This window comes from Asprobacillus argus, from assembly GCF_032248395.1.
GTDB lineage: Bacteria > Bacteroidota > Bacteroidia > Flavobacteriales > Flavobacteriaceae > Polaribacter > Polaribacter argus.
In genome coordinates, this window is the sequence record NZ_JAVTTO010000002.1 from 253,151 (window position 1) to 279,104 (window position 25,954).

The 25,954-nt window shown below is 35.7% G+C and carries 24 protein-coding genes; 10 read left to right on the top strand and 14 right to left on the bottom strand.

Annotated elements, in window-relative coordinates; translation table 11 throughout:
- Positions 1-24: 24 nt before the first annotated feature.
- The 5 genes from RQM59_RS04855 (at position 25) to RQM59_RS04875 (ending at position 3,914) form a co-directional block, all read left to right on the top strand.
- Entirely contained in the window at positions 25-696 is a 672-nt protein-coding gene (locus RQM59_RS04855) for a peptidoglycan DD-metalloendopeptidase family protein (RefSeq protein ID WP_432208130.1), read from the top strand.
- A 63-nt stretch (positions 697-759) separates the two neighbouring features.
- Complete coding sequence (locus tag RQM59_RS04860) at positions 760-1,443, top strand: Crp/Fnr family transcriptional regulator (RefSeq protein ID WP_349240955.1); 684 nt, start codon at positions 760-762, stop codon at positions 1,441-1,443.
- A 62-nt stretch (positions 1,444-1,505) separates the two neighbouring features.
- On the top strand, positions 1,506-2,372 hold the full coding sequence (locus RQM59_RS04865; protein WP_349240956.1) for an anti-sigma factor: 867 nt from the start codon (positions 1,506-1,508) through the stop codon (positions 2,370-2,372).
- Between the two features lie 96 nt (positions 2,373-2,468).
- Entirely contained in the window at positions 2,469-3,035 is a 567-nt protein-coding gene (locus RQM59_RS04870; protein WP_349240957.1) for a TlpA family protein disulfide reductase, read from the top strand.
- 372 nt (positions 3,036-3,407) lie between these two features.
- The gene (locus tag RQM59_RS04875) at positions 3,408-3,914 is read left to right on the top strand and encodes a hypothetical protein (protein WP_349240958.1); all 507 of its coding nucleotides are present in this window, start codon (positions 3,408-3,410) and stop codon (positions 3,912-3,914) included.
- A gap of 35 nt (positions 3,915-3,949) precedes the next feature.
- Here RQM59_RS04875 and RQM59_RS04880 read toward each other — a convergent pair whose 3' ends face one another.
- The 10 genes from RQM59_RS04880 to RQM59_RS04925 form a co-directional block, all read right to left on the bottom strand.
- The gene (locus RQM59_RS04880) at positions 3,950-5,125 is read right to left on the bottom strand and encodes an aspartate aminotransferase family protein (RefSeq protein WP_349240959.1); all 1,176 of its coding nucleotides are present in this window, start codon (positions 5,123-5,125) and stop codon (positions 3,950-3,952) included.
- A gap of 2 nt (positions 5,126-5,127) precedes the next feature.
- Positions 5,128-6,738: an OstA-like protein gene (locus tag RQM59_RS04885; RefSeq protein WP_349240960.1), complete on the bottom strand. Its 1,611-nt coding sequence runs from the start codon at positions 6,736-6,738 to the stop codon at positions 5,128-5,130.
- Between the two features lie 39 nt (positions 6,739-6,777).
- Positions 6,778-8,052: an adenylosuccinate synthase gene (locus RQM59_RS04890; RefSeq protein ID WP_349240961.1), complete on the bottom strand. Its 1,275-nt coding sequence runs from the start codon at positions 8,050-8,052 to the stop codon at positions 6,778-6,780.
- Between the two features lie 22 nt (positions 8,053-8,074).
- A complete protein-coding gene (locus RQM59_RS04895; protein ID WP_349240962.1) occupies positions 8,075-8,524 on the bottom strand; it encodes a Fur family transcriptional regulator in 450 nt (149 codons plus the stop codon).
- Between the two features lie 71 nt (positions 8,525-8,595).
- Entirely contained in the window at positions 8,596-10,812 is a 2,217-nt protein-coding gene (locus RQM59_RS04900; protein ID WP_349240963.1) for a RelA/SpoT family protein, read from the bottom strand.
- A gap of 68 nt (positions 10,813-10,880) precedes the next feature.
- Positions 10,881-12,113 carry a M48 family metallopeptidase gene (locus tag RQM59_RS04905; protein WP_349240964.1) on the bottom strand — a complete coding sequence of 411 codons (1,233 nt, stop codon included), beginning with the start codon at positions 12,111-12,113 and terminating at the stop codon, positions 10,881-10,883.
- Between the two features lie 11 nt (positions 12,114-12,124).
- Entirely contained in the window at positions 12,125-12,610 is a 486-nt protein-coding gene (locus RQM59_RS04910) for a nuclear transport factor 2 family protein (protein WP_349240965.1), read from the bottom strand.
- 12 nt (positions 12,611-12,622) lie between these two features.
- Positions 12,623-13,219 (bottom strand): GNAT family N-acetyltransferase, encoded by a 597-nt coding sequence (locus RQM59_RS04915; RefSeq protein WP_349240966.1) that lies wholly within the window; start codon positions 13,217-13,219, stop codon positions 12,623-12,625.
- A gap of 9 nt (positions 13,220-13,228) precedes the next feature.
- Complete coding sequence (locus RQM59_RS04920; RefSeq protein WP_349240967.1) at positions 13,229-13,669, bottom strand: nucleoside deaminase; 441 nt, start codon at positions 13,667-13,669, stop codon at positions 13,229-13,231.
- Positions 13,670-13,680: 11 nt separating this feature from the next.
- Complete coding sequence (locus RQM59_RS04925; protein ID WP_349240968.1) at positions 13,681-14,466, bottom strand: TrmH family RNA methyltransferase; 786 nt, start codon at positions 14,464-14,466, stop codon at positions 13,681-13,683.
- Positions 14,467-14,549: 83 nt separating this feature from the next.
- On the opposite strand from RQM59_RS04925, the gene RQM59_RS04930 reads away from it, so the two are divergent.
- Positions 14,550-15,038 carry a hypothetical protein gene (locus RQM59_RS04930; RefSeq protein ID WP_349240969.1) on the top strand — a complete coding sequence of 163 codons (489 nt, stop codon included), beginning with the start codon at positions 14,550-14,552 and terminating at the stop codon, positions 15,036-15,038.
- A 71-nt stretch (positions 15,039-15,109) separates the two neighbouring features.
- Here the strand turns inward: RQM59_RS04930 and RQM59_RS04935 are convergent, their stop codons facing one another.
- The 3 genes from RQM59_RS04935 to RQM59_RS04945 all read right to left on the bottom strand — a co-directional run bounded on the left by RQM59_RS04935 (position 15,110) and on the right by RQM59_RS04945 (position 20,546).
- Positions 15,110-16,408 carry an amidohydrolase family protein gene (locus tag RQM59_RS04935; RefSeq protein ID WP_349240970.1) on the bottom strand — a complete coding sequence of 433 codons (1,299 nt, stop codon included), beginning with the start codon at positions 16,406-16,408 and terminating at the stop codon, positions 15,110-15,112.
- Between the two features lie 5 nt (positions 16,409-16,413).
- Positions 16,414-19,380, bottom strand: a complete 2,967-nt coding sequence (locus RQM59_RS04940) for an amidohydrolase family protein (RefSeq protein ID WP_349240971.1) — start codon at positions 19,378-19,380, stop codon at positions 16,414-16,416.
- Positions 19,381-19,478: 98 nt separating this feature from the next.
- Positions 19,479-20,546: a DUF3810 domain-containing protein gene (locus RQM59_RS04945; protein WP_349240972.1), complete on the bottom strand. Its 1,068-nt coding sequence runs from the start codon at positions 20,544-20,546 to the stop codon at positions 19,479-19,481.
- A 138-nt stretch (positions 20,547-20,684) separates the two neighbouring features.
- On the opposite strand from RQM59_RS04945, the gene dnaB reads away from it, so the two are divergent.
- Complete coding sequence (gene dnaB / locus RQM59_RS04950; protein WP_349240973.1) at positions 20,685-22,205, top strand: replicative DNA helicase; 1,521 nt, start codon at positions 20,685-20,687, stop codon at positions 22,203-22,205.
- A 348-nt stretch (positions 22,206-22,553) separates the two neighbouring features.
- On the top strand, positions 22,554-23,738 hold the full coding sequence (locus RQM59_RS04955; RefSeq protein WP_349241458.1) for an asparagine synthetase B: 1,185 nt from the start codon (positions 22,554-22,556) through the stop codon (positions 23,736-23,738).
- A gap of 123 nt (positions 23,739-23,861) precedes the next feature.
- On the opposite strand, the gene RQM59_RS04960 is transcribed toward RQM59_RS04955, so the two are convergent.
- Positions 23,862-24,269, bottom strand: a complete 408-nt coding sequence (locus tag RQM59_RS04960) for an ester cyclase (RefSeq protein WP_349240974.1) — start codon at positions 24,267-24,269, stop codon at positions 23,862-23,864.
- A gap of 130 nt (positions 24,270-24,399) precedes the next feature.
- Between RQM59_RS04960 and RQM59_RS04965 the strand changes: the two genes are divergently transcribed.
- Both RQM59_RS04965 and RQM59_RS04970 read left to right on the top strand, forming a co-directional pair.
- Positions 24,400-25,272: a transketolase gene (locus RQM59_RS04965; protein WP_349241459.1), complete on the top strand. Its 873-nt coding sequence runs from the start codon at positions 24,400-24,402 to the stop codon at positions 25,270-25,272.
- 340 nt (positions 25,273-25,612) lie between these two features.
- Entirely contained in the window at positions 25,613-25,921 is a 309-nt protein-coding gene (locus RQM59_RS04970; protein WP_349240975.1) for a GIY-YIG nuclease family protein, read from the top strand.
- Positions 25,922-25,954 lie beyond the last annotated feature (33 nt).

The window sequence follows — 25,954 nt, forward strand, 5'->3', positions numbered from 1 at the left end:
CAGGAGTTTTTTGTTTATTGCAGTATGAATGTACTTAAAGAGATACTTTTGAAGTTACCACCCGGTACAGTGCTAGATGCTCCTGCAAAAGACTATGTTTCAATAGATATTTCTAGTTCAAATAAGACATTAGATACTTTCGATGTGAGTTCCTCCAAAGAATGGGAGAAGTATATCAATTCGTATGTGAAAGATCATCAGGCGAAAATAGCCTACGGTGGATATTTAGAAGTACGAGATATCTACAATAGAAGTTCTCATTTTAATAACACTATGGATGAGGAAAGAAATATTCATTTGGGAATAGATCTATGGACAGCATCTGGGACTGCCGTATTGGCTCCACTGGAAGGAACCGTTCACAGTTTTCAAAACAATACCAATTATGGTGATTATGGACCTACCATTATCTTAGAACATAGCATAGGAAAGATTACATTCTATACACTTTATGGTCATTTAAGTGAAAACTCTATTGCTACACTGCAAAAAGGGAAACAAATTCAAAAAGGAGCTATTATTGGTTATTTAGGAGATGCTACTGTAAATGGAGATTATGCTCCTCACTTGCATTTTCAAATCATTCTTGACATAGCAGATTATAAAGGAGACTATCCTGGGGTAACATCAAAAAAAGAACTTAACTTCTATCAAGGAAATTGCCCAGACCCGAATTTGTTACTCAAACTATCCTAACTGTTTTGTAAGTTTTTTCGATATAAAATGACTGAGTAAGAAATTAACATCTTACAACATCTTATGAAATCACTGTGGTTTTTCGACGACGTCAACCTTTTTAACCTTCTTTGCCCGCATAAATTTAAAGAATACAGATCCTGTCACACCTTTGACAAGTATGGAAAAAATGACTACGTCTATTTTGAAGCTGATGCTGCAAACAAAGTGTTTTTGATAGAATCGGGAAAGGTAAAGATTGGTTATTATAACGAAGACGGAACTGAGGTAATACATGCAATCTTACGAAAAGGAGAACTGTTCGGTGAAAAAGCCATTCTGGGGGAAGAAAAGAGAAATGAGTTTGCCCAATCTATAGATAGTAAAACTTCCATTTGTCCAATTAGTGTAGAAGCTATGCTAGATTTGATGAGAGATCATAAAACATTTAGTCTACGAATTTATAAATTCTTAGGGCTTCGTTTCAAAAAATTAGAAAGACGCCTTCAGTTATTACTGTTTAAAGATGCGAAAACAAGATTACTAGAATTCTTGGATGAATTATGTGAAGATTACGGTCATGATTGTCCAAAAACGGGAGACTCTGTTATAGAGCACCCTTATACTCAAAAGGATATTGCTTCACTTATTGGTACTTCAAGACCTACATTAAATACGATCTTAAATGAGTTAAAAGAAGATAATATTATCAGTTTTAACCGAAAAGAAATAAGAATTTTACGAGATAATTTCGCAAATGTAAGCTAGCTAACATTTCATGGGGTTTTTACAAAATACCTTTGTCATAACATTAACATATAAAATATATTATGATGAAAAAAATTGGAACCCTTTTACTATTAGCAGTATCCCTATTTTTTGCTTCGTGTAACGATAGTGATGATACTCCGACAACAGCTACTTTAACATTAAACTTATCAGGACTAGAAGCGCTTGGCGCGAGTTATGTCTATGAAGGATGGATCATTGTAAATGGATCTCCTGTAAGTACAGGAACATTTACAAGTGTAAGCTTTCCGCAATCATTTGTGGTAGACGCAACGCAATTAGCATCTGCAACTACTTTTGTGCTATCTATAGAGCCAGCTGTAGATCCAGATCCGACTCCAGCAGCTACAAAAGTTTTAGCGGGAGATTTTTCTGGAAGTTCAGCGAATGTTACAACAGGAATTGTAGGTGATTTTAGTGCCGCAGCAGGAGCATTCTTTTTAAGAACTCCAACGGATGAAACAGGAACTAATAATGGAAACGATCAATATGGTGTATGGTTTGGTACTCCTGGAGCACCACCAACGCCAAATTTTGTACTACCAACATTACCAGCAGGATGGGCTTATGAAGGATGGGTAGTTGGAGATAACGGTCCTATTAGTACTGGAACTTTTACAACTTTCAATACTATGGATAGTAGTAACGGATTTAGTGGAACGCAAAATAATGCAGGTCCTCCAATTCCAGGAGAAGATTTCTTCTTAAACGCACCAACAGGAGAAACATTCCCATTGGATATAAGAGGAAGAACTGTGGTAATTTCTGTAGAGCCAGTTCCGGATGATTCAGCTGCACCATTTGCAATGAAACCATTGGTAGGGACAGCAGGACAGGACACTGCTCCAAATACTCACAACTTTGGACAAAACCTTGGTTCTTTACCAACAGGTACAGTAACGAGATAATAAAAAGAAAATAAAGTCAACTATTTTAAGATGTTAATGGTTTGATTTAATTTCGAGTGTAGCCAGAATTGGCTACACTTTTTTTATTTTTGTAAAATGAAGATTACTAAAAAAGCAATAACAAATATCGCCTTTGTGATCCTGATAGGGTTACTAATCTATCCAGATTCTCGAGCATACTTTATACGACTCATTTCTTTTGCACCTTCTGTAGAAAATGTGGAAGATAGGGAAGGGGTGGATTATAATAACTGGTTTTTAACGGGATTGAATACACCTTCCGTTGGGGTAAATGAATTAGAAGACAAAGTGTTGTTTGTTAGTTTATGGGCAACCTGGTGTGGACCGTGTATCGCCGAAATGCCAACCATGAAAAAATTATACGAAGACTATAAGGATAAGGTGGTATTTCTATTTATAACAAGAGAGAATTGGCAAACCGTGGCTACTTTTTATAAAAAAAGCAACTACGATTTTCCAGCTTATAATTCGAACAACGGAATGCCGAGCGAGATCTTTAGTCAATCTATTCCGGCCACCTACATCATAGGCGCAGATCAAAAAATTGCGATCAAAAAAATAGGAACAGCAAACTGGAATAGTGAACGCGTTCGCAAAACGTTAGATGGATTGTTAGAAAAAATGCCTGAAGCAACAAATTAATGTTGCAATCAGGCACCCAACTAACCAACCGTTGTACTTGTATTTTGGTTTTACTTTGTAACTGGTCTACATATTCTAAGACTATTCTTACGACGAAATGTTACAGAATTGTTGGTAAGAAAACATGTTTTTTTAATTATTTAACATGTTTTTAGGAAAGAAGGATAATTTATGCTACTTAGTTGTCTTGACCATTTACACCGTAAATAATTACAGTTCATTCAGGCCTCTAAAACCTTGTAAAATCGTGTTGCTTCTGATTTACAGTATTTTACAATTACTGTTAAGGTATGTTAAGACTCATAGGTTTGTTGGAATACTTCTCTTTTTGCCTTATTTTTTGTACATTTAGTCATCTCTAAATATTTGAAAATGAAAAAGATATCTTTAATTATTATCGTATTCGCGTTGTATGTTGGTTGCTCCATAGACGATGATTCTGGTATAACGGAGTCAGCGCGGCAAGAGTATATTGTTACTCCTAAACAAATAGACTTTGAAGTTGTATTTAAGACAGATGCATATCAGCATTTACCGGGGCCAATACATGGAAACTTCTTCGGTGTCAACTATCAAATAATTAATTCTCAATCGGAGTGGAATACCCTTTATGACTTTATCACTAATAATGGGATTTTACATCCCGCTGTTTTCCCTCCAGAATTTATTGACCTTAATGCTTATACAGTAATATTTCTAACGGCTGAATGGGATTGCACATCTTGTAAGGTATGGATTGAAAATGTAACGGAATTTAGGGATAAAATCGAAATAAAAATTGATAGCTTACTTATTGGAGGTACATTTTTTTCAGGGGATCAAAACATATATATTGCCACCATTCCTAAGACAAGCAAACCCATTTTTGTGATCGAATGATCGTTTTTGAATTCTCAGTTTGCTTACGAATAAGATTATATGGTATTTAATACCTTTAGTATGATCGAACACCCTTTAACGATCTCTTCATCGGAAATAGTAAGGGGAGGGGTAATTCTAGCTGCTCTTTTTTCAAACAATAGGAAAAATAGAATAAGCCCTTCCTCTAGACAAGTATGAATAAGTCTTGAGGCTAATTCCTCAGACTTCATAATCAAGGCTAACATAAGACCAGTTCCTCTTATTTCTTCAATTCCAGGATGTTTTAATAATGATCTAATGAGTTCCTCCTTTCTCTTAGCTTCAGCAAGAAGATTGGATTGAGTTATTTCGTGCACTGTAGCTAACCCCGCGGCTGCAATTACAGGATGACCACCAAAAGTAGTGATATGACCTAGGGTTGGGTTTGTGGAAAGGACACTCATCATTTCATGGTTGGCTATAAATGCACCTATAGGCATTCCGCCACCCAATCCTTTACCAGTAATGATAATATCGGGAACGACATTATAATTTTCAAAACCCCAGAAAGTACCTGTCCGACCAATTCCGGTTTGTATTTCATCTAGAATGAGTAGAGCTCCGACTTCTTCACATTTTTTCTTTACTTGTTGTAAATAAGTATGTTCTGGAACGATAAAACCCGCACCGCCTTGGATAGTTTCTAGTATTACTGCCGCAGTCTTCTGAGTGATTTTGTCAATATCAGTAAGATCGTTATACGTTATAAAACGAACTCCCGGTAGCAAAGGTCTATAGGCCCTGTTTTGTTGTTCAGCACCAGAAACGCTCATCGCTCCCTGTGTGTTTCCGTGATAGGAATTCTTGGCTGCAATGATTTCTGATCTGTTAGTGTATCGCTTAGCAAGCTTTAACGCGCCTTCTGTAGCTTCTGTTCCAGAATTTGTAAGATATACTGAGGAAAGTGAAGCAGGTAGGGTATTTACTAAAGCTTTACAAAGTGCCAATTGCGGTTTTTGAATGAATTCTCCGTACACCATAACATGTGTGTACAGGTCTACTTGTTTTTTAATAGCCTCTGAAACTTTGGGGTGATTGTGCCCTAGACTATTAGCAGAAACTCCCGCTACAAAATCCAAATATGGATTCTTCGAAGTATCATAAATATATGAACCTTGGGCATGGGAAATTTCAAGAGAAAGGGGATAAGGACTCGTTTGAGCTTGATATTTTAAAAAATCAGCTTTCATAGTTATTTTCCTTTGTCTTTACTTTTTTTCTTCTCTTTCGGTATTTTGGGTACTTCAGCGTTATTTATAAAGGTCTTTTTCGCTAGTGGTATTCGGGGAATCTTTTTGCCTTTTACAAAAATATCTTCTACTCTTAAAGGTTGTTCATCTTCTCTCCAGATAAATCCACGTAGCTTTTTATCTGTTTCAGGAAACTGAGAAGGAGGATATGTCTTACCGTCAGATTGCTTGATACATTTAATCGCTGTCATCTCACTGTCTTCAATTTCAAACTCTATAGAACTACAATACTGTTTGGTAATCGTTTCTAAAACACCTTGCTCGTTTCGATTAAAATTAACAGCTTCTCCATTACCATTTACTAAAAATCGCCTCAGTTTATTTTCTACAAACTTACCAAACATATCTCGGCCTTTAATCTGATTAAAGTTTTTGGGATCTATGGAGTCTTTCTGTGCGATAAACGGTCTTCCTAAAACCTTTAGAGAATCTAACTTTTCAGTTTCTTTATTCGTCAGCAATAAAATACTATCGCCAGTAATCTGATTTTTTTCAGACCACAAAACAGGACTATAGTACATTTTAGTAATCCCAAGTGCTTCATTAGTATGCAATGAATCACACTTTCCTTGTAGATCGGATTTAAAGATCTTGACATTGTTATAGGTTCTGATGATACGCTCTTTTTGTTTTCCTGTTACCAGCAAAGTATCGCCATGAACATACATAGAATCCTTTTCTACAATAGAGATTGCCACAGCTCTTTTTATCATGAACAAGGAATCTTTCTTTTCAAAAAGTTCGGCATAATTTCCTCTAGCCACAAATTTCTGAACCGTGTCGATTACTTTTATGTTGTTCGTAGCAGAAGCAAATCCAATGGGTTTATTGTAGTATAAACTATCACCTTCAATAGTCCTATCTTTTAAGAAAAGTTTTGCGTTTTTTACAAAATGAGAAATATCTGTTTTCGTATTGTAAAACCCTTTTTCGCAATAAATACGATTACCATCCTTTTTACTGATGATGTTAGAAGGTCCATATAAATAGGCATGTCCTGAATTTGTATAATAATCTAGATGATTAGAATCAATGTTGTTTTCAGGGTTAATGACAGTGACTTTGCTAGTTGCCGTAAACTTATTGTTTTCTAAATAGTAAGTACCATTCTTACTTTTAAGCGTATTTGTCTGGTCTCTAATTGTAGCAAAGTCGTCATAATACAATTTTTGCTTGAGCCTATCAAAATTCAATGTGTCAGTAGTCAAGGTCATTGTTGGATCTCTAAGGATGACGTTCCCCCATGACACAGAGTGTTTAATTTCGGCATCGTAATCTACATAATCACTTGTTTGTATGATAGTATCTCCTTGATTAATGACAACATTTCCAATAGCCTTAAAAAAATTCCGCTTTTTATAAAACAATGCTTGATTACAGTCAAGAATAGCACCTTCGTGCTCCATTTTTACATTACCCTTTAGGATAATTGCACCTGGAAACCTATCTTCATCGGCTTCGCTAATCTTAGCCTGAAGAATCTTGATTTTTTTGCTTTGTGAATGACCAAAAGCGGTAATCATTAGAAAAGTAAAAATGAAAATTTTTTTCAAGTGATGTATTTTTTAAACTAATCTAACAATTATTATGCCTTACTGTCTTGTAATTGTTTGCTTTCTGTCGGGTCCAACAGAAACGATTTTTACAGGAACTTCAGTTTCTTTTTCTATAAAGGCAATATAATCAAGTAGATTTTGAGGGAGTTGATCTTCAGATGTCATACCCGTTAGATCATCGCTCCATCCTTTAAATTCAGTATATACAGGAGTTACATTTTCTGGTTCAATGTTATACGGAAGATGTGTAACTTCTTTTCCTTTATATTTATACGAGGTACACACTTTCAATGTTTTGAAGCCAGATAAAACATCGCCTTTCATCATCATCAATTGAGTAACTCCATTTACTTGATTTGCGTATTTTAAAGCAACTAAATCTAACCACCCACACCTTCTAGGTCTCCCAGTAGTAGCACCAAATTCATGCCCAACTTTAGCCATTGTAGCACCATCTTCATCAAATAGTTCAGTAGGGAACGGACCAGATCCTACTCTTGTAGTGTACGCTTTAAAGATTCCGAATACATCTCCAATTTTATTTGGAGCTACACCCAAACCAGTACAAGCACCTGCCGCAGTAGTATTAGAAGATGTAACAAAAGGATAGGTTCCAAAATCAATATCTAACAAAGAGCCTTGAGCACCTTCTGCCAGAATCGATTTTTTCTCTTTCATTGCATTATTTAAAAATTCTTCGCTATCAATAAACTGTAAGGTTTTTAATTTATCAATACCTAAACAAAATTCAGCTTCTAACTCATCTAAATCATATTGGATATCTACATCAAAGAATTCCAACATTTTGATGTGCTTCTTTGTAAGTGATTTGTATTTGTCTTTCCAGTTATCTAATTCTAAATCACCAACGCGCATTCCATTTCTGCCTGTTTTGTCCATATACGTAGGTCCAATCCCTTTCAAGGTTGAGCCTATTTTGGCTTTCCCTTTCGAAGTTTCAGAAGCGGCATCTAGCAATCTATGCGTAGGTAGAATAAGGTGAGCCTTTCTGGAGATCAATAATTTAGAAGTATAGTCAATGTTGTGTTGATCTAAATTTTCTAGTTCTTTTTTAAAGATCACTGGATCGATTACGACTCCATTTCCTACTACATTCAATGCAGTTTTATGGAAAATTCCAGAAGGAATCGTATGTAATACATGCTTGAATCCATCAAAAATTAAAGTGTGCCCAGCATTAGGTCCTCCTTGAAATCTTGCTATTATATCGTAGTTTTGAGTAAGAACATCTACAATTTTCCCTTTTCCTTCATCTCCCCATTGTAGTCCGAGTAATAAATCTACCGCCATTTAAATTTTTCGTTAATTAGTTTTAGTTGTTTGTTTGTTTTTTTGTTCCGTAAAAATAAAGTGAATGATTGTGAATATCGATATCGAACACATCTTCGATAGTCTTTTTAATAATCTGAATTCTAGGATCACAGAACTCTTTAACTTCACCAGTATCCGTAATAATCACATGATCATGCTGTTTGTCAAAATAGCTTTTTTCATATCGAGCCATGGTATGACCATCAAATTGATGTTTTCTTACCAGCCCGCAATCTAACAGTAAATCAATAGTGTTGTATAAAGTTGCTCTACTTACACGGTAGTTTTTATTCTTCATTTTGATATACAAAGATTCGATATCAAAATGTTCGTCTACCTCATAGATCTCTTGAAGAATAGCGTATCTTTCAGGAGTTTTTCTGTGTTTATTTTCTTCTAAGTAGCTGGTAAATACCCTTTTTACTACTTCTTGATTGCTTACAGAATTCATACGAAATGATGTTTACGAGAACACAAATTTAATGTTATTTATTTAGATTTTGGACTTTTGCCAGGCTATATTTACATGGCATTAACTCGTTCAACTTTTTGAACACCATCTACCTTTTTTATATTCTCTATAAGTTTGTTTAACTGCGTTTTGTTTTTAACACTCAAAGATAATTTACCATCAAAAACACCCTCATTTCCTGCAATGTTAATGCTGTGAATAAATACATTCATACTATTGGAAATGATTCGAGTTAAATTATTGACAATCCCTTGATTATCGACACCACTAATATGTAAAATAGCCTTAAACTGTTCTTTGGATGAATCAATCCATTTTGCAGGCATGATGCGATATGCATAATTGGATTGCAAGGAGATTGCATTTGGGCAATTCTTTTTATGAACCTTTATTCCTTCATTAATCGTTAAAAAACCAAAAACATTATCTCCTGGAATGGCATTACAACATTTGGATAGTTTGTAATCCAAACGTTCTTCATCAACACCAAAAACTAACGAATCATACTTACTGGTGACTTCCTCTTTCTCAATAACTTCTTTTGAGGGAGCCCTCTTCAACCTATTTTTAAAGAAACTAATAAACGCATTATTACGCTGACTTACGAAGCTTTTTAGTTGGGTGTTGTCAATAGCACCATTGCCAATTCTGAAGAAAAGATCGAAACTAGTCTTTAGCTTAAAGAAGAGTACAAGCTCATTGATTACTTTTTCGTCAAAGTTGATTTTTAAATGACGTAATTTCCTAGCTAAAATAGCTTTTCCTTCTTCGGCTATTTTCTTTTCTTCTTCCTTAAGGGCGGTTTTGATTTTTGTTCGCGCTCTTGCTGTAATCACAAAATCTAACCAGCGTACATTTGGTTTGTTGTTAGATGCTGTGAGTACTTCTATTTGATCACCACTTTTAAGCACATGACTTAATGGGACAAGTTTTCCATTTACTTTCGCTCCCCGGCATTTCAGCCCAACATCAGTATGAATAGAAAAGGCAAAGTCTAAGGCAGAAGCATCTTTGGGCAGTGATTTAAGATCACCCTTAGGAGTAAATACATAAATCTCTTTAGCATATAGATTTAATTTGAAATCCTCTACAAAATCAACTGCGTTTAAACTTTGATTTTCCAAGGTCTCTTTCAACTTATTTAGCCAACCCTCTAAACCATTCTCTCCAATAGCTCCTTGCTTGTATTTAAAATGAGCCGCATATCCTTTTTCGGCAATCTCATTCATTCGGTTAGAACGTATTTGAACTTCCACCCACTTTGCTTCAGGGCCTATAACGGTAATATGCAATGCTTCATATCCTGTAGATTTAGGTTGAGAGATCCAATCTCTAAGACGTGAAGGGTTTGGCTTAAAATAGTCAGTTACAATAGAGTAGATCTTCCAGGCATCAAATTTCTCATCATCGGAAGAAGGAGTGTATATAATCCTAATGGCGAACTTGTCGTATACCTCATCAAAAGAAACATTTTGTTTACGCATCTTTCTACGTATAGAAAAGATCGATTTAAAACGTCCTTTAATATCATAATCAAAATTTTCTTTATCGAACCCTTTTTTTAAAGTATTGGCAAACTCTCTTATATATTTTTCTTGATCCTCCTTACTCTCACTGATATTGTTCTTTATATCGTTATAGACTTCAGGTTCTGTATACTTTAACCCTAAATCTTCCAGTTCTGTTTTAATATTGTACAAACCAAGTCTGTGCGCCAATGGAGCATATATGTACAAGGTTTCGGAAGCAATCTTGACTTGCTTATGTGCTGGCATCGCGTCCATGGTTTGCATATTGTGCAATCTATCGGCAACCTTGATCAAAATAACTCTTACATCATCATGCAAGGTCAAAAGCATCTTCCTAAAGTTCTCTGCTTGAATAGAAAAATCCTTATCTTTTTTTAAACTAGAAATCTTGGTTAAACCGCTTACAATTCTGGCAATAGTTTCACCAAAAAGCTGCTCCATATCGGCAACGGTATATTGTGTGTCTTCAACCACATCGTGCAATAATGCAGCTGCAATAGAAGTAGCTCCCAATCCAATTTCGTAGGCAACGATCTTTGCTACTGCAATGGGATGGTAAATATACGGTTCGCCACTTTTTCTGCGCTGTTCACTATGCGCTTCCACGGCAATATCGAAAGCTTTACGTATGAGCGCTTTATCTTCTTTAGATAAGACCTGATACGTACCTTTTAAGAGATCTTTGTAGCGCTTTGCAATCTCTTTTTTTTCATCTTCTATCGTTGCTGTATATGCCATATAGTATAGAATTCTCTTTCATAAATGAAAGTAGCATAAAGAATTGTAATGAGCAAGTTTTCTGTTTTTTAAAGTTGCAAATTTTTAACTCTCTGCAATAGCGTTGGATGAGAGTAATGCATCGTTACATACCAGCGATGAGGCGTAAGATTGCTTAAATTTTTTCTTGAAAGTTTTTTAAGTGAATTGATTAAAGGTTCTGCTGCAAATGTATTCTTTGCATAATCATCGGCTTGATATTCAAACTTGCGCGAAAAGTAGTTCATGACCAATCCGGTAATTTCGGAAATAGGAGAATACAAGATACCAAAGGCAATTAACCCAATATGAAAACGCTGTTGCTCCACTCCCAAAGCTTGCGAAAGTATTGGTGAATTGATGAATAATGATAGTATGAATAATGTGATTCCAGTCAGTAGGATAGAGGTAATCAAATTAAAAATGATGTGCTTTTTTTTATAATGACCGACTTCGTGTGCTAAAACGGCTACTATTTCTTCAGTTTCCAGATCATTGATCAAAGTATCAAATAGCGTGATCCTTTTTTCTTTTCCAAATCCAGAAAAATAGGCATTTGCTTTCGTAGACCTTTTGGAACCGTCAATAACAAATATATTATTGATAGTGAAGTCTACTTTGTTGGCATACTTTGAAATAGCATCTTTTAAATCTCCTTCTGCAAGAGGTGTTTGTTTGTTAAATATTGGCACGATCAATTTTGCGTAGAACATATTCATAAATAAAGAGAAAACGGCTACTAGGATCCAGGCATAGATCCAAAAATGATTTCCAGTCAATTGATAAAACCATATAATTAATGATAGAATCCCCCCTCCAATAATTGCGGTCATAATCCAACCTTTGATCTTATCTAAAATGAAGGTTTTTCTCGAAGTTTTATTAAAGCCGAATCGTTCTTCTATAACGAACGTTTTATAATAAGCAAAAGGAGTAGTTATAATATCACTACCAATCATAATGATCCCAAAAAAGATTAAGGCTATGACAATCATATTCTCTGAGTATGACGCAGCTATCGCATCAATAAAGGCAAAGCCATCCAAAAAGAAAAATGCCATTGTGAGGGCTAATGAGAAAAATGAAGTCATTATAGAAAATCTATAATTCGTCTTTTTATAGGATTGCGAGGTATTGTATTCATCCTGATCGTACACATCTTTCAGTTCCTCAGGAATAGGGTCATTAAAATGTTTGGCGTTCAATGAAGAAAGGATCTTATCAATAATAAAATTGAGGAGTAAGATTCCTATGATGATATAAAATAGAATGGTCGGTGTCATAGGTTTGTTTACTATTTATTTGTCGATGTAACGGCTTCAACTTTCCAATCATCACCATATTTTTTGTAAATGGCGGTCCAAGCGAAATGAGTTTCTCCTGTTTTTATATTTCCGTCTTTGTCTTCGTATGAAACAGTAACGATCTTATCTACAATGGTATACGCTAAGCTGCCATCATCAGAAAATTTAATAATAGGCGGCGTTACATCATCCCACTTTATAAATTTAACGGAAGAGAAATATCCGTGATATCTAGATATAGTTGCCTCTTTTTCCGGTTTTGAAATAACTCCTCTATTTACAGAGATAAAATTATCTGACAACTGATTTGCAAATGCAATGGAGTCTTTCTCAAAATGATACACACGTTGGGCATTGTGCTGTGCCAGGATCTTGTTTTGTTCTTCCTCTATGGAAAATGGTTCATTTTTACATGAGGTTACCAATAGGGTAAGAATTACTAGTGTTATTTTATATGCTGCTTTTTGTGTTATCATAATAAGTTGTTTCTATTCGGTTACTGTCTTGAAAATGGTCGATTTAATGTCTTTCCACTCATCTTTGAGAATACTATAACAAACAGTATTTCTTCGAAAACCATCAGACATCAATAAATGACCTCTGAGCGTCCCTTCGTATTGACCGCCAATGGCCTTGATAGCAGTTTGTGACTGAATATTTCGCTCGTCAGTTCGTAATTCCAATCGTTCGAATTGCAATGTTTCAAAGACGTATTGCATTAAAAGATATTTACAATGTCTATTAAGTCCAGTTCTTTGGAATGTTTTTCCTATCCAGGTAGACCCAATTTCCAATCGTTCATCCACTTGAGAAATATTCATAAAACTTGTAGAACCTGCATAGGTACTTTTTTGCTTGTCATAAATGGCAAAAGCATAGATCAAATGCTGGGTTCTCATTTTTACATAGCGGATTATATACTCCTTTAAATAATCAACTGTACCAAATTTTGGAGGTGAGTATTTTAATAGCGTTGGGTTATCAATAGCTATGGGAGTCAAGAGTTCAACATGTTCTATAGTTAATGGCTCTAGGCGAACTCTATCGTTTTCCAATATGATATCTTCTTTAAAGTTAAGTTTCATTAGTACCAATTATTCTTCACCAATATCTTCATTCCATAATTCTGGTTTGTTAGCTATAAATGATTCCATCATTTCTATGCAAGTAGTATCATTTATAACTTCTACATTAACCCCTCTGCTTTTTAAAAGCGCTTCTTCACCCATAAAAGTTTTGTTTTCTCCAATGATCACCTTAGGTATACCATACAGTAAAATAGTTCCAGAACACATAGGGCAAGGAGAGAGTGTGGTGTACAAAACAGCGTTTTTATAAATTTTAGCCGGAAGTCGACCCGCATTTTCCAATGCATCCATTTCTCCATGTAAAATAGCACTTCCTTGTTGTACTCTGCGATTATGACCACGACCAATGACTTTTCCTTCGTAGACTAAAACGGACCCAATAGGAATGCCTCCTTCATCTAGACCTTGTTGTGCTTCTTTAATTGCTTCATGTAGAAATTTGTCCATAACTCAAGTATTTATTTATTTCGTTGTCTTTTAGCTTCAAATAGTAAAATGGCAGCAGCTACGGAGACATTCATAGAATCTATAACACCTTCCATGGGAATATTGATATTCTGAGTAGCTTGATCTCTCCAAATATCAGTGAGCCCAGTAGCTTCGGTTCCAACTACTAATGCGGAAGCTGATGAGTAATCTTCATCAATATATGCATTAGAATTCTGAAGTGTTGCACTATATATATGTATATCCTGTTTTTTTAAAAAGGTTATGATTTCTTCCGAACTACCTGTTGCAATCTGATTGGTAAAAAGACATCCTACACTAGAACGAATGACATTTGGATTGTATATGTCGGTTTTAGAATCGGCTAAAATAACGGCATCAATATTAGCTGCATCGGCTGTTCTAAGCATTGCACCTATATTTCCTGGTTTTTCAATAGCTTCAGCCACTAATATTAGAGGACTACTATTGTTGAAAACTAAGTTTTGTAAATCGAGGTTCTTTGTTTTAGCCAAGGCCATAACACCTTCGGTAGATTCTCGGTACGCAATTTTTTGATATACGTCATTTGTTACTTCAATAACATCGGCGTTTTCAAACTGAGATATAAAATCATCAGAAACCTTATCAGCAACAAATAGGAGAGAAGTAATTTCATAACTGCCTTTTATAGCGAGATTTATCTCTCTTTTACCTTCTATAACAAAAAGACCTTGTTTTCTGCGTTCGCGAGACTTCTCCTGTAACTTTAATATGTCTTTGATAACCTTATTCTGAAGACTACTAATATGTTTCATATATGACAAAAATACCTATTCTTAGGGATACTTCAACATCTTGGTTTTATAAATATTTGTGATGTAATTTTAAAACAAGAAGAATGAAAAAATTCAATTTCGTACTAGTATTGCTAGTATTAGGAGTAATGGCGATGTCCTTTACTTCAACACCGACCAACAATGAGAAAATTAATGAAGGAGCAGAACTATTATTAAAAATAGACCTCCCATCTGAAGTAGATACCCAAGGATGGGGTTCCTGGAACACAACCGATTGCCTACGTGGATTAGATTTCAGAGTTAAAAATGGGGGGTACAATAAGTACGCAAAAAAATACAGATGGTCTATTCAGTTTAGAAACCGATACAAAAACAAAATCCATTTTTCATATAAGGCAGTTGCTCCAAGCGAGAAATATGATATTCGACGCTCAGGAAAGACTACTGATAGATTACATGTGAATGGGAACTATGGAACAAGAGGAAGCTACTACCTTGTAAAATCCAGTAATTCTATTTATGTATATGTAAACAGGGTACGAATAGGGCCTAAAGATTATGGTACAGGTTATTATAATTGTGATAAGTAGCAATTGATAGCCCCCCAACGGTTGAATGTAGTGCCAAAAAAAGCGCCGATATCTCTATCGGCGCTTTTGCATTATTTCTTGTTTATTTTAGTGTCGTAACGCTTCCAGAGTTTGGTCTGATGCGTTTCTAAACTAATTTTTCTTCCTTGTATCCATGCATCATTGATGATATTCGTTCTCATATCAAGAGCATCTCCTTCTGAAATAAATAAGGTAGCATCTTTACCTACTTCCAAAGTACCCGCAACGTTATCTATACCAAGGATCTTGGCAGCGTTTCCGGTGATAAGTTGTATAGCTTCTTCCTTTCCTAAACCATAAGCGGCATATGTTCCCGCATAGAAAGGAAGGTTTCTGGTATTCATTCTTTCCATTTGTCCTTCCATACCAATAGCCACAGTAATTCCCTTGTCAACCAACATCTTCGCATTTCTAAATGGAAGATCGTAATCATCATCTTCATTATTAGGTACTCGATGCGCTCTATCAATGATTACCGGAATATTGTTCTTTATCAATAGATCTGCTACTTTATGCGCTTGACCACCGTGTACAACAACCATCTTTTGGACACCTAGTTCTTTAAACATGTTTACAGCATCCGTAATTTCACGTTGTCCGCTAACGTGAATAAAAAATATCTGACTTCCATCAAACAATCCTTTCATTGCCGCATATGGCAGGTTTTTTTCCTTTTGATCACCTGCTAAATACAATTTAGCTTTGTTGAAGTAATCTTTAATGGATTGCTTGTTTTTTGTGTAGTTCTTATCTGGTTTTAAAGCTGGATCTTCTCCTAGCCACCATCTTCCTCGAGCTAAACTTCCTGGGAAGTTCATATGAATACCATTATCTACTTTTATCGCAGCATCTTCCCAGTTCCATGCATCTAATTGCATAATAGAAGAAGTTCCTGAAATAGTACCACCTCTAGGAGCAACCTGTGCCATTAACACGCCATTTGGGCGCATAGATTCAATAACTTTACTCTCTGCATTATAGGCGATTAAACTTCGGATATGTGGTAACATGGTTCCAGTCTCGTCAAAATCTCTTGTTGCTCTTACCGCATCTACCTCTGCCAATCCTATAGAAGCGTTGGCAGCTATAAACCCTGGATATACATGCTTTCCTTTGGCATTAATTACAGTTCCTTTTCTTGCGATCTTCGAATTGGCTGATCCCACAAAAGTAAGCTTGCCGTTTTCGAACATGATCAAAGCGTTGTCAATAACACTTCCGTTTCCTAAGTGAGCGGTTGCTCCTTCAATAGAATAGGCAGTCGTCTGTTTTGCTGCCGGTGTCTGTTGTGCTAAAATGTTTCCTGTTAAGAAGAAAAATAGCAAACTATATATATATTGTTTTTTCATGATCATTAGTTTTGTAGTTCTTCAGTGTCACAATGAAAATTTCTAGCCACCTTTTTTCTTGGAGCTTGTACTTTTCCACCATTCATTTTCTCATTAAGCATCATGCTGATAAGCTTCGCTTTTTCAGCTTTAATAGCTTTACGTTTTTCCATATCTTTTTCGATATCGAAATATACGGTGCCATCAATAATTGTCTTTTCAGCTTTAGCGTATACAGACAAAGGATGATCGCTCCACAATACTACATCTGCATCTTTTCCTACCTTAATACTTCCTGTTCTATCATCTATATGCAATAGTTTTGCAGGATTTATGGTAACCATATTCCAGGCGTCTAATTCAGTCATTCCACCATATTTAATGGTTTTGGCAGCTTCTTGATTTAATCTTCTTGACATCTCTCTGTCATCAGAATTAATTGCTACGGTAACACCCGCGTTATGCATGATTGCTGCATTGTATGGAATGGCATCGTTTACCTCATATTTATAGGCCCACCAGTCCGAGAAGGTAGAACCACCAACACCGTGCTTCTTCATTTTATCAGCTACTTTATATCCTTCAAGGATGTGGGTAAAAGTATTGACATTGAAATTAAACTGCTCAGCGACTTTCATCAACATGTTAATCTCACTTTGTACATACGAGTGACATGAGATAAAACGTTGCTTATTGATAATCTCGGCCAATGTTTCTAATTCGATGTCCTTTCTATAAGGCTTACCACTTTTCTTAGCCGCATCGTACTCTTTAGCTCTTTGGAAATAATCGACAAAAACCTGTTCCGTTCCCATTCTAGTTTGTGGGAAACGCACGGTTTGATTATCACCCCAATTCGATTGCTTTACATTTTCACCTAAAGCAAACTTGATAAACTTTGGTGTGTTTTGATAGATCAATGCACCTGCATTTTCTCCCCATTTCAGTTTTAAAACAGCCGAGCGACCTCCAATTGGATTTGCAGAACCATGTAATATCTGAATAGAAGTAACACCTCCAGCTAAGTTTCTATAAATATTAATGTCATCTGGATTTACTACATCTTCAATAGTAACTTCAGCAGAAGAATTATGCCCCGATTCGTTAATAGCAGAAGCAGCGATATGAGAATGCTCGTCTACAATTCCAGCTGTTAAATGTTTCCCTTTCGCATCAATTACTTTTGCTCTACGGTCTTTTAACCCTTTACCAATTTTGGCAATCTTACCATCTTTAAGTAAGACATCTGTGTTTTCTAAAACACCCTCTTTTTCACTGGTCCAAACAGTAGCATTTTTAATTAGGATGGTCTCTTGTTCAGGCTGCGTAAAGTTTCCTAAACCTATATTAGGATAGCTAACCGGTAACACAGTAGGTGGAACCATTTTGCTATCTTTTTTCTTTTTCTTATCGTCTTTTTTAGCCACGCCTTTTTTGGTAGCAGTCCAAGTTGCTTCGTTACCATCATTATCGTAATACGTTCCTTGAAGATTGTTGTTGTTTGCAACATTACCAATCAGCCTAGTGAAGTTTCCATTATCGTTAATGGTTAATTGGATCCAATGATCTTTAAAAGAAAATTTAGATTTTACTTTTTTATCACCCATCTTAAGGCTACCACTTTGTTTTGCTCCTGAACCTTTAATATTTAGATCAAATGTTTTGTTTCCAATATTTAAAGCATACTCGCCTGAGATATTTTGTATGTTCATTGGTTTGATCACATTCTGATTTCCTTGCACCCAGTTTTCATAAATGGATGTTTTTGCATCAAATACATCTCCTGAGGTAATTAGGAAGTTTGCATATGAACCGTTTTTTAAATTCCCAATCCGACCATTTCCTAAGATTTGAGCAGGTACTGTGGTTAAAGCTGCTAATGCTTTTTGCTTATCGTAACCATGTTTGATGGCTTTTCTCAAGTTTTTATGAAAACTCGCTACCGATTTTAGGTCATGCGTAGTTAAAGCGAAGTTCACACCATTCTTGCTTAATACAGCAGGATTTGATGGTTCTTGATTCCACTTACGCATATCGCTCAATGCAATTCTATTAGCAAGTAATGGATCGCTCACGTCATATGCCTTTCTAAAATTGATTGGAATGATAAACGTAGCATTCGTGGCTTTTACATCATTTACTCTTTGATACTCATCTCCAGCACCTACAATGGTATACTGGATCCCGAACTCGTCACCAACCTTATCTGCTCGTAAAGCATCTAAATAGCCACCTGCATCAAAAATTTGCGTTAATCCTTTATTCTTGTTTAATGCTTCCAAAGACATGTCTTTATTCTTCGCATTTCCAGATGCGTACCAATCTGCATCCAAATAGGTTTGGCGCAATAAAGCCATTGCACCCATCCTAGAAGTAGGGTAGGACTGTCTTGATTGTCTACTTTTTCTAAAAGAGAGGTATTGGGCCGAACTATTATCTAAAATCCGATAGGCATCGCTAGAACTTGCATTCAATGCAACAAGCATCCCATTTCCTCGTATGATACCGTCATTCATATGTGTATTTACAACACCGAATCCAGCATTTACCAATTGTTTTGCCTTTTTTGAGTCGAATTTAAAAGAAGTAGCTGCATTGGTCTCTGGTCTAATATGATCATTCCAATAATATCCTTTTCTACCAGCGTCATACTGTGGCCTCCTACTATTGTTTCTAGGCCTAGGAGGTGTTTTTACTCCAAAGTCCGTATATACTTCAATAAAAGAAGGATAAATGGTTTTTCCAGAAAGATCAACAACTTTAGTTCCACTCGGAATACGAACAGACTTGCCAACGTTGATCACTTTTCCATCTCTAATTAACAAGGTGCCTTTTTTGATAACCTCGGTAGGAGAGACGTAAATTTTTGCATTTGTAAATGCTACCGTAGTGTTGTCTGAAGTTTTAACACCGGTGTTTGTGGGGAAGTAATCTTGAGCATTTGCCATAATTGGTATAGCAAATAACAAGAGTACTAGGATTAGTTTTCTCATTAGTGTGATTATTTGAATAGTTTATAAATTTATTGAGAACCAAACTGGAAATAGGGTTTCCATTGGATTTTAACATAATTTTAAGAAAAATAAAAGACCTAAACTACCTTATAATAGCTCATTAAAAGGTCTACTACATAGTTGTAAGATTGAATACCTTTCGCTTGTTTATTGGCTTTTAAATAGGCATTGTACCCTTTTTTTATTAAGGGTTCAAGAGGGTTTTTATACGAATTCCAAAAATCAGAACTTTCCTGAAAATCGATACGGACTCCTTTATGAATGGTCTTTAAAATTTCTTTATACTGTTCTTTATCTCTTTTATAGACCTCAAAGATCACATAACGCACGGCCATTCTATACCCAGCATATTTAAAATAATCGTCTTCATTATGAATAGCAGCTAGAAACCCTATAAAGTTCGCCTCATTCTCTGCGGCAAAACCAATTTGATGAGCCATTTCATGACAGGTAGTCGTAGGGTATCCAGTTTTTGGAATTCTACTATTTACCTGAGCTTCTCCAGTAAGTGGGTTCAAATATCCAGATGTTCCGTTGTACGTTTGTACCAAACTCATTAATGAACTCTTCACAGAGCGAAATGAGTAGGACAGCTGCGGATATGTATTTGATAAATGTTCATAGCCATTAGGAGCCATCGCATACATTTCTCTTTGTGTGTAGGGAACGATAACTTTTATTGAATCATTATTGGTGATCTTTAGATGGGCTTCATTCAGTTTTAAAATCATTTGCTCAGATAATGATAGTAACTGTTCTGAAGTGTACGGTGATTGCTCCAAATTTAAATTCTTTGCTAACGGCTCGCGATAATAATTCAATCCCCAAAAGAGGTAGAAGAAAAAATAAATGAGCGAACAAAAAGCGGTTACCTGCAATAATTTGGAAACAAAATTTCGAAATCGTGTTTTAAATAATCGATATACAAATCGAAATGCTCTGTAGATAAAATAGAAGATCAACAGGTCGCCAACCGAGAAAGGAATCCACCCTAAAACAATTCTGAAAAAGGAGCTAATAAGTGGATACAGCCCTTTGGAATAATAAGTTTCTACAAATCCAGGAGCAGTAGCAATCCATTTCATTAGCAGTACTTGAACGACTAAAAAAAGGGTTAAATAGATGTTCGTTTTTTTGTTCTTCACGGTAGTAAATGTACTAAAGAAATCACATCTTTACATCTTGTTAACATGATAATAACAATTTGGTCAACAAAAGTTGTGTACAAATAAAAATGAAGTTCTGTTCTATCAAATCAAACTAAAAAATTACTTTTGTCTTATATGGATAAACCGAGCCCGATAACTGGAAAAAAGATTGATAAATCACGAATCATAAGCCTTGAAAAAGGGAAGATTCCACCCCAAGCTGTAGATTTAGAGGAAGCTGTGTTGGGTGCAATGATGATTGATAAAAAAGGGATTGATGATGTCATTGATATCTTACATCCCGATGCTTTTTACGAGGTAAAACATCAAGAGGTGTATCGTGTGATCTTTGAATTGTTTCAAGAATCAAAACCTATTGATCTGTTAACGGTATCCAATCAACTCAAGAAAAATGGAAAGTTAGATATTGTTGGAGGCGATTTCTATTTAATACGCTTAACGCAAAAAGTAGCCTCTTCTGCACATATCGAATTCCACGCTCGTATTATTCTTCAAAAGTATATTCAGAGAAAATTGATCTCTATTTCGAGCGATATTATTGAAAATGCATACGACGAAACTTCAGATGTATTTGACCTATTAGATAATGCAGAAGCCAAGCTGTTCGAAGTAACACAAGGAAACTTGAAAAAGAGTTCGGAAGGAGCTGGAGATCTTGTAAAGCAGGCCTTAAAGAAAATTCAAGATATTTCTAATCAAGAAGGGATGAGTGGTTTGGCTACAGGATTTACCAAGCTAGATGCGTTAACTTCTGGTTGGCAACCTTCAGATTTAGTAATTATTGCTGCACGTCCGGGTATGGGTAAAACCGCCTTTGTAATCTCGATGGCAAAGAATATGGCCATTGATTTCGATCACCCTGTTGCAGTATTCTCATTAGAGATGTCTTCTGTACAGTTGATCACAAGGATGATCTCTTCTGAAACGGGTTTAACATCCGAGAAATTACGTAAAGGAAATCTGGAACCACATGAATGGGAACAGTTAAACGTAAAGGTGAAAAAACTGTCAGATGCGCCAATATTTATTGATGATACTCCTTCGCTTTCTATTTTTGACCTAAGGGCAAAAGCAAGACGTTTGGTATCGCAACATGGTGTAAAGATTATTGTGATTGACTATTTACAGTTAATGACTGCAGGAAATACTGGTAAAGGAGGAAATCGTGAGCAGGAAATATCAACGATCTCTAGGAACTTAAAAGCTTTGGCAAAAGAATTAAGTATTCCGGTGATTGCATTATCGCAGTTATCACGTGCGGTGGAAACACGTGGAGGAAGTAAGCGTCCATTACTATCTGACCTTCGTGAATCTGGAGCGATTGAGCAGGATGCAGATATTGTATCCTTTATCTATCGTCCTGAGTATTATGGAATGACAGAATGGGATGATGATGATCATTCGCCATGTGAAGGACAAGGAGAATTTATTGTAGCAAAACATAGAAATGGTGGATTGGACAATATTCGATTGAAATTTACTGGACATTTAGCAAAATTCTCGGATCTAGAAGAAGGCTTTAGTAGTGAGTTCCACTCAAGTATGAATGCTAATTTTGGAGATGACTTCTCGCCAGACCAGCGTATCGAACCGAAAGATGCCTTTGGAATGGGTGAAGACGATGTGCCGTTTTAGAAAATGGATTGAGTGCTTCTTAGTGTAATTCAAAATTTACTGTATAAATTAAAGATTACGATTTTGTTGTCATTTCGACAGAGCGAGAAACGAGTGACGAGAAATCTTGTAATAAAGAGATTGCTTTTCGTACCTCATTCGGAATGACAAATTATTTATGAAGGTTCCCAATACTTTGTAAGAAAACATCAAACACATTAATTCTTAAACAAATCATAAAAAGTAACAAATACACAATTGCTTTCTGGTAATTGTGTATTTTAGTTTTTGAATATGAAGAAACTATTTTTACTACTGGCCTTTTTGTTTGCCTCTAACTCTATATGGGCATCATTTATCTATATCCCCATGAGTCATGACAATCAAAAGAATCATTTAAAGGCTTATGGTATTGTCTATTTTGCATTGGAGAATGGGTTAAAATCAAAATGGTTATTGAACTATGATGGCGGTGCTTTTTTGATTGAGAACAATACGATTATTGAAAATGAATGTAAGATTCGAGGTGTTTCATATCAAGTTGTTTCAGATGCCAAATCTCAGTTGATCTTACAAGAAATTTCTTCACCATCTAAAAACCAGGAAGCAGTAACTTTAGAGAAAGCCCCTAAAATAGCGGTATATTCTCCTAAAGATAAAATGCCCTGGGATGATGCTGTAACCATGGTATTAACCTATGCTGAAATTCCTTTTGATGTGATCTACGATAAAGATGTACTAAACGATAAGTTATTGTTATACGAATGGCTGCATCTGCACCATGAGGATTTTACCGGTCAGTTTGGACGGTTCTATGGAGCATTCAGAACAGCACCTTGGTACATCGAAGGAAAAAGAGATGCTGAAAAACTAGCAAAAGAATTAGGCTATGCAAAAGTGTCTCAAGCTAAATTGGCCGTCAGCAAAAAGATTCGTGACTATGTTATTGGTGGTGGTTTTATGTTTGCCATGTGCTCTGCTACCGATAGTTTTGATATTGCGCTAGCCGCCGAAGGAGTGGATATTGCGGAATCTATGTTTGATGGAGATGCCTCAGAACCTAATTATCAATCCAAAATAGATTTTAGCAAGACCTTTGCTTTTAAAGATTTTAATTTGGTGCGAAACCCTGTGATCTATGAGTTTTCATCTATCGATATGACCCGTAAACGAAGAATTCCGAAAACATCGGATTATTTTACATTAACCGAGTTCTCGGCAAAATGGGATCAGGTGCCAACGATGTTATGTCAGAATCACACGCAATTGGTCAAAGGGTTTATGGGGCAAACGACTTCGTTTGATAGAAATACAGTAAAGTCTAATGTCCTGGTAATGGCAGAAAACAAAACGAATAGAGAGGCACGATATATTCATGGTACGAAAGGAAAAGGAATGTTTACGTTTTATGGAGGACATGATCCGGAAGACTATTCACATCGAGTAGGAGACCCTAAAACGGAATTAGATTTGCATCCGAATTCACCAGGGTATCGTTTGATCCTAAACAATGTATTATTTCCAGCAGCTAAAAAGAAGAAACAGAAAACCTAATTCGTTTAGGTTCGTTATTTGTCATTTCGAGTGCTAACGAGAAATCTGATATTTCTCAACCAATTCTGTAAATCTCACTTGCCTGCTGCAAGCAGGTTTCGAAATAATAGGGATGTAATAGAATTACATGTTAATTACGCCTAACTGTTTAAGAAGGTCGTAAATGTCCATTTCCGCCCATAGCTCAGCTATTTTACCATTTTCAAACCGTTCTATAGTAATCCCCTTAAGTACAATATCTTTACCGGTAGGCGAGATGCCCATAAATTCTCCTTCGTGCTTGCCTACATATCGCCAGCGAATACAGATATTGTCGGCTTCACCAAATAGATCATCAATTTCTAATCGACCATTTGGAAAGGCCTTTTTCATGATCAGTACGTTTTTTTGAATGCCTTCTTTTCCTTTAGATGGATTTACCAAATGCCCTGTAAAGTCTTTGGTAAATACCTGGTCAATGATATCAAAGTTTTGTTTTTCCCATAGCTCTGTAAAGTATCTGCGGACGGTTTCTTTATTTTTTTCTAGCATAGTGCGGTCTTAAGGGTAGTTAATGCGATTGATGTAAAGATATAATTTCAACTTGACTTTTGTGATGGATAAAATTGTTAATAACCTCAATTTTTGCTGATAAATAATCTTGTGGGTTGCTCTTAAAAAAATTACTTTTGCTCAAACAATTATATACATGGCAACAACACAACAACTACAAGACTTTACACAACAAGTACGAAGAGATATTTTACGCATGGTGCATGCAGTAAACTCAGGACATCCAGGAGGCTCTCTAGGATGTGCAGAGTTCTTTACAGTACTATATCAGGAGGTAATGGACTATTCCACTGATTTTTCAATGGATGGTAAAAATGAAGACTTATTCTTCTTATCAAACGGACATATCTCTCCAGTGTATTATAGTGTGTTAGCGCATAGCGGATTTTTCTCTGTATCAGAATTGGCAACATTCAGAAAGCTACATTCTCGCTTGCAAGGGCATCCAACAACGCATGAAGGATTACCTGGGATTAGAATTGCTTCAGGATCTTTAGGACAAGGAATGTCAGTTGCTATAGGAGCTGCAGAAGCAAAGAAGTTAAATGGAGATGATAAGATTGTATATACCTTACATGGAGATGGTGAGTTACAAGAAGGTCAAGTTTGGGAATCAGCCATGTATGCTTCTGGTAAGAAGATTGATAACTTGATTTCTACCATAGACTTGAACGGAAAACAAATTGATGGATCTACAGATGATGTATTGCCAATGGGAAGTATCAAAGCAAAATTTGAAGCTTTTGGTTGGGATGTGTTAGAAGTAAAAGAAGGGAACGATATTGACGCTATAAAAGCTGGTTTAGCGGAAGCAAAATCAAGGTCAGGAAAAGGAAAACCTGTATGTATCTTATTATATACAGAAATGGGGAATGGTGTAGATTTTATGATGCATACACATGCCTGGCATGGAAAAGCACCTAATGATGAGCAGTTAGAAAGTGCGTTAGCACAAAACCCTGAAACCTTAGGAGATTATTAATAGTATGTCACCTCGAGCGGAGTCGAGAGGTCTTTTTAAATATAAAAACCTATAAAAACCCTGCAATTATTGCAGGGTTTTTTATTGCTATTCGAAAAGGTGCTTCCTGAGATTTCTCGACTTACTTCGTAAGCTAACTTCATCAAAATATGTTTTGAATTCGTTAATGCTCGAAATGACAAAGAGTTTAATGGTTGGCGTTCCAGCGACATTAAGTAATTTAAGGATGAAAATAATTGAGCCAGATTTCTCGATTCCACTCGAAATGACATGAAGGTTTACAGGTTGTCATTCCGACCAACGCGGAGGAATCTCAAAAAGATTGTATATTGTATTTGCTATGAACAAAACTTTAGGTACCCATAATTACTTTGTATACATTTTAACTAATAAAAGGAAAACTGTTCTGTACATAGGTGTAACAAATGATCTGAAAACACGATTGTATTATCATCGCAATCCAGAAGCAAATTCAAAGCACTTTACACATAAGTATAAGTGCAATAATTTAATCTATTTTGAACACTTTCAAAATATTAATGTTGCTATTTTAAGAGAAAAGCAATTAAAGAAATGGAAGAGAGTTAAAAAGGAATATCTTATTAATCAAATGAATCCAGAATGGAAGGACTTATGCAATATGATTTAAACATTTAACCTAGTATGGAGAGATTTCTCGACT

Excerpts from the sequence above, each read along its gene's own strand:
- RQM59_RS04895 (WP_349240962.1), bottom strand. The coding sequence starts at position 8,524 with ATGAATTCTGTAAGCAATCAAGAAGTAGTAAAAAGGGTATTTACCAGC.
- RQM59_RS04890 (WP_349240961.1), bottom strand. The coding sequence starts at position 8,052 with ATGGCGGTAGATTTATTACTCGGACTACAATGGGGAGATGAAGGAAAA.
- RQM59_RS04915 (WP_349240966.1), bottom strand. The coding sequence starts at position 13,219 with ATGAAACTTAACTTTAAAGAAGATATCATATTGGAAAACGATAGAGTT.
- RQM59_RS04970 (WP_349240975.1), top strand. The coding sequence starts at position 25,613 with ATGAACAAAACTTTAGGTACCCATAATTACTTTGTATACATTTTAACT.
- RQM59_RS04860 (WP_349240955.1), top strand. The coding sequence starts at position 760 with ATGAAATCACTGTGGTTTTTCGACGACGTCAACCTTTTTAACCTTCTT.
- RQM59_RS04925 (WP_349240968.1), bottom strand. The coding sequence starts at position 14,466 with ATGAAACATATTAGTAGTCTTCAGAATAAGGTTATCAAAGACATATTA.
- RQM59_RS04960 (WP_349240974.1), bottom strand. The coding sequence starts at position 24,269 with ATGCTAGAAAAAAATAAAGAAACCGTCCGCAGATACTTTACAGAGCTA.
- RQM59_RS04865 (WP_349240956.1), top strand. The coding sequence starts at position 1,506 with ATGATGAAAAAAATTGGAACCCTTTTACTATTAGCAGTATCCCTATTT.
- dnaB (WP_349240973.1), top strand. The coding sequence starts at position 20,685 with ATGGATAAACCGAGCCCGATAACTGGAAAAAAGATTGATAAATCACGA.
- RQM59_RS04920 (WP_349240967.1), bottom strand. The coding sequence starts at position 13,669 with ATGGACAAATTTCTACATGAAGCAATTAAAGAAGCACAACAAGGTCTA.
- RQM59_RS04880 (WP_349240959.1), bottom strand. The coding sequence starts at position 5,125 with ATGAAAGCTGATTTTTTAAAATATCAAGCTCAAACGAGTCCTTATCCC.
- RQM59_RS04955 (WP_349241458.1), top strand. The coding sequence starts at position 22,554 with ATGAGTCATGACAATCAAAAGAATCATTTAAAGGCTTATGGTATTGTC.
- RQM59_RS04930 (WP_349240969.1), top strand. The coding sequence starts at position 14,550 with ATGAAAAAATTCAATTTCGTACTAGTATTGCTAGTATTAGGAGTAATG.
- RQM59_RS04900 (WP_349240963.1), bottom strand. The coding sequence starts at position 10,812 with ATGGCATATACAGCAACGATAGAAGATGAAAAAAAAGAGATTGCAAAG.
- RQM59_RS04935 (WP_349240970.1), bottom strand. The coding sequence starts at position 16,408 with ATGAAAAAACAATATATATATAGTTTGCTATTTTTCTTCTTAACAGGA.
- RQM59_RS04875 (WP_349240958.1), top strand. The coding sequence starts at position 3,408 with ATGAAAAAGATATCTTTAATTATTATCGTATTCGCGTTGTATGTTGGT.
- RQM59_RS04940 (WP_349240971.1), bottom strand. The coding sequence starts at position 19,380 with ATGAGAAAACTAATCCTAGTACTCTTGTTATTTGCTATACCAATTATG.
- RQM59_RS04910 (WP_349240965.1), bottom strand. The coding sequence starts at position 12,610 with ATGATAACACAAAAAGCAGCATATAAAATAACACTAGTAATTCTTACC.
- RQM59_RS04870 (WP_349240957.1), top strand. The coding sequence starts at position 2,469 with ATGAAGATTACTAAAAAAGCAATAACAAATATCGCCTTTGTGATCCTG.
- RQM59_RS04905 (WP_349240964.1), bottom strand. The coding sequence starts at position 12,113 with ATGACACCGACCATTCTATTTTATATCATCATAGGAATCTTACTCCTC.
- RQM59_RS04855 (WP_432208130.1), top strand. The coding sequence starts at position 25 with ATGAATGTACTTAAAGAGATACTTTTGAAGTTACCACCCGGTACAGTG.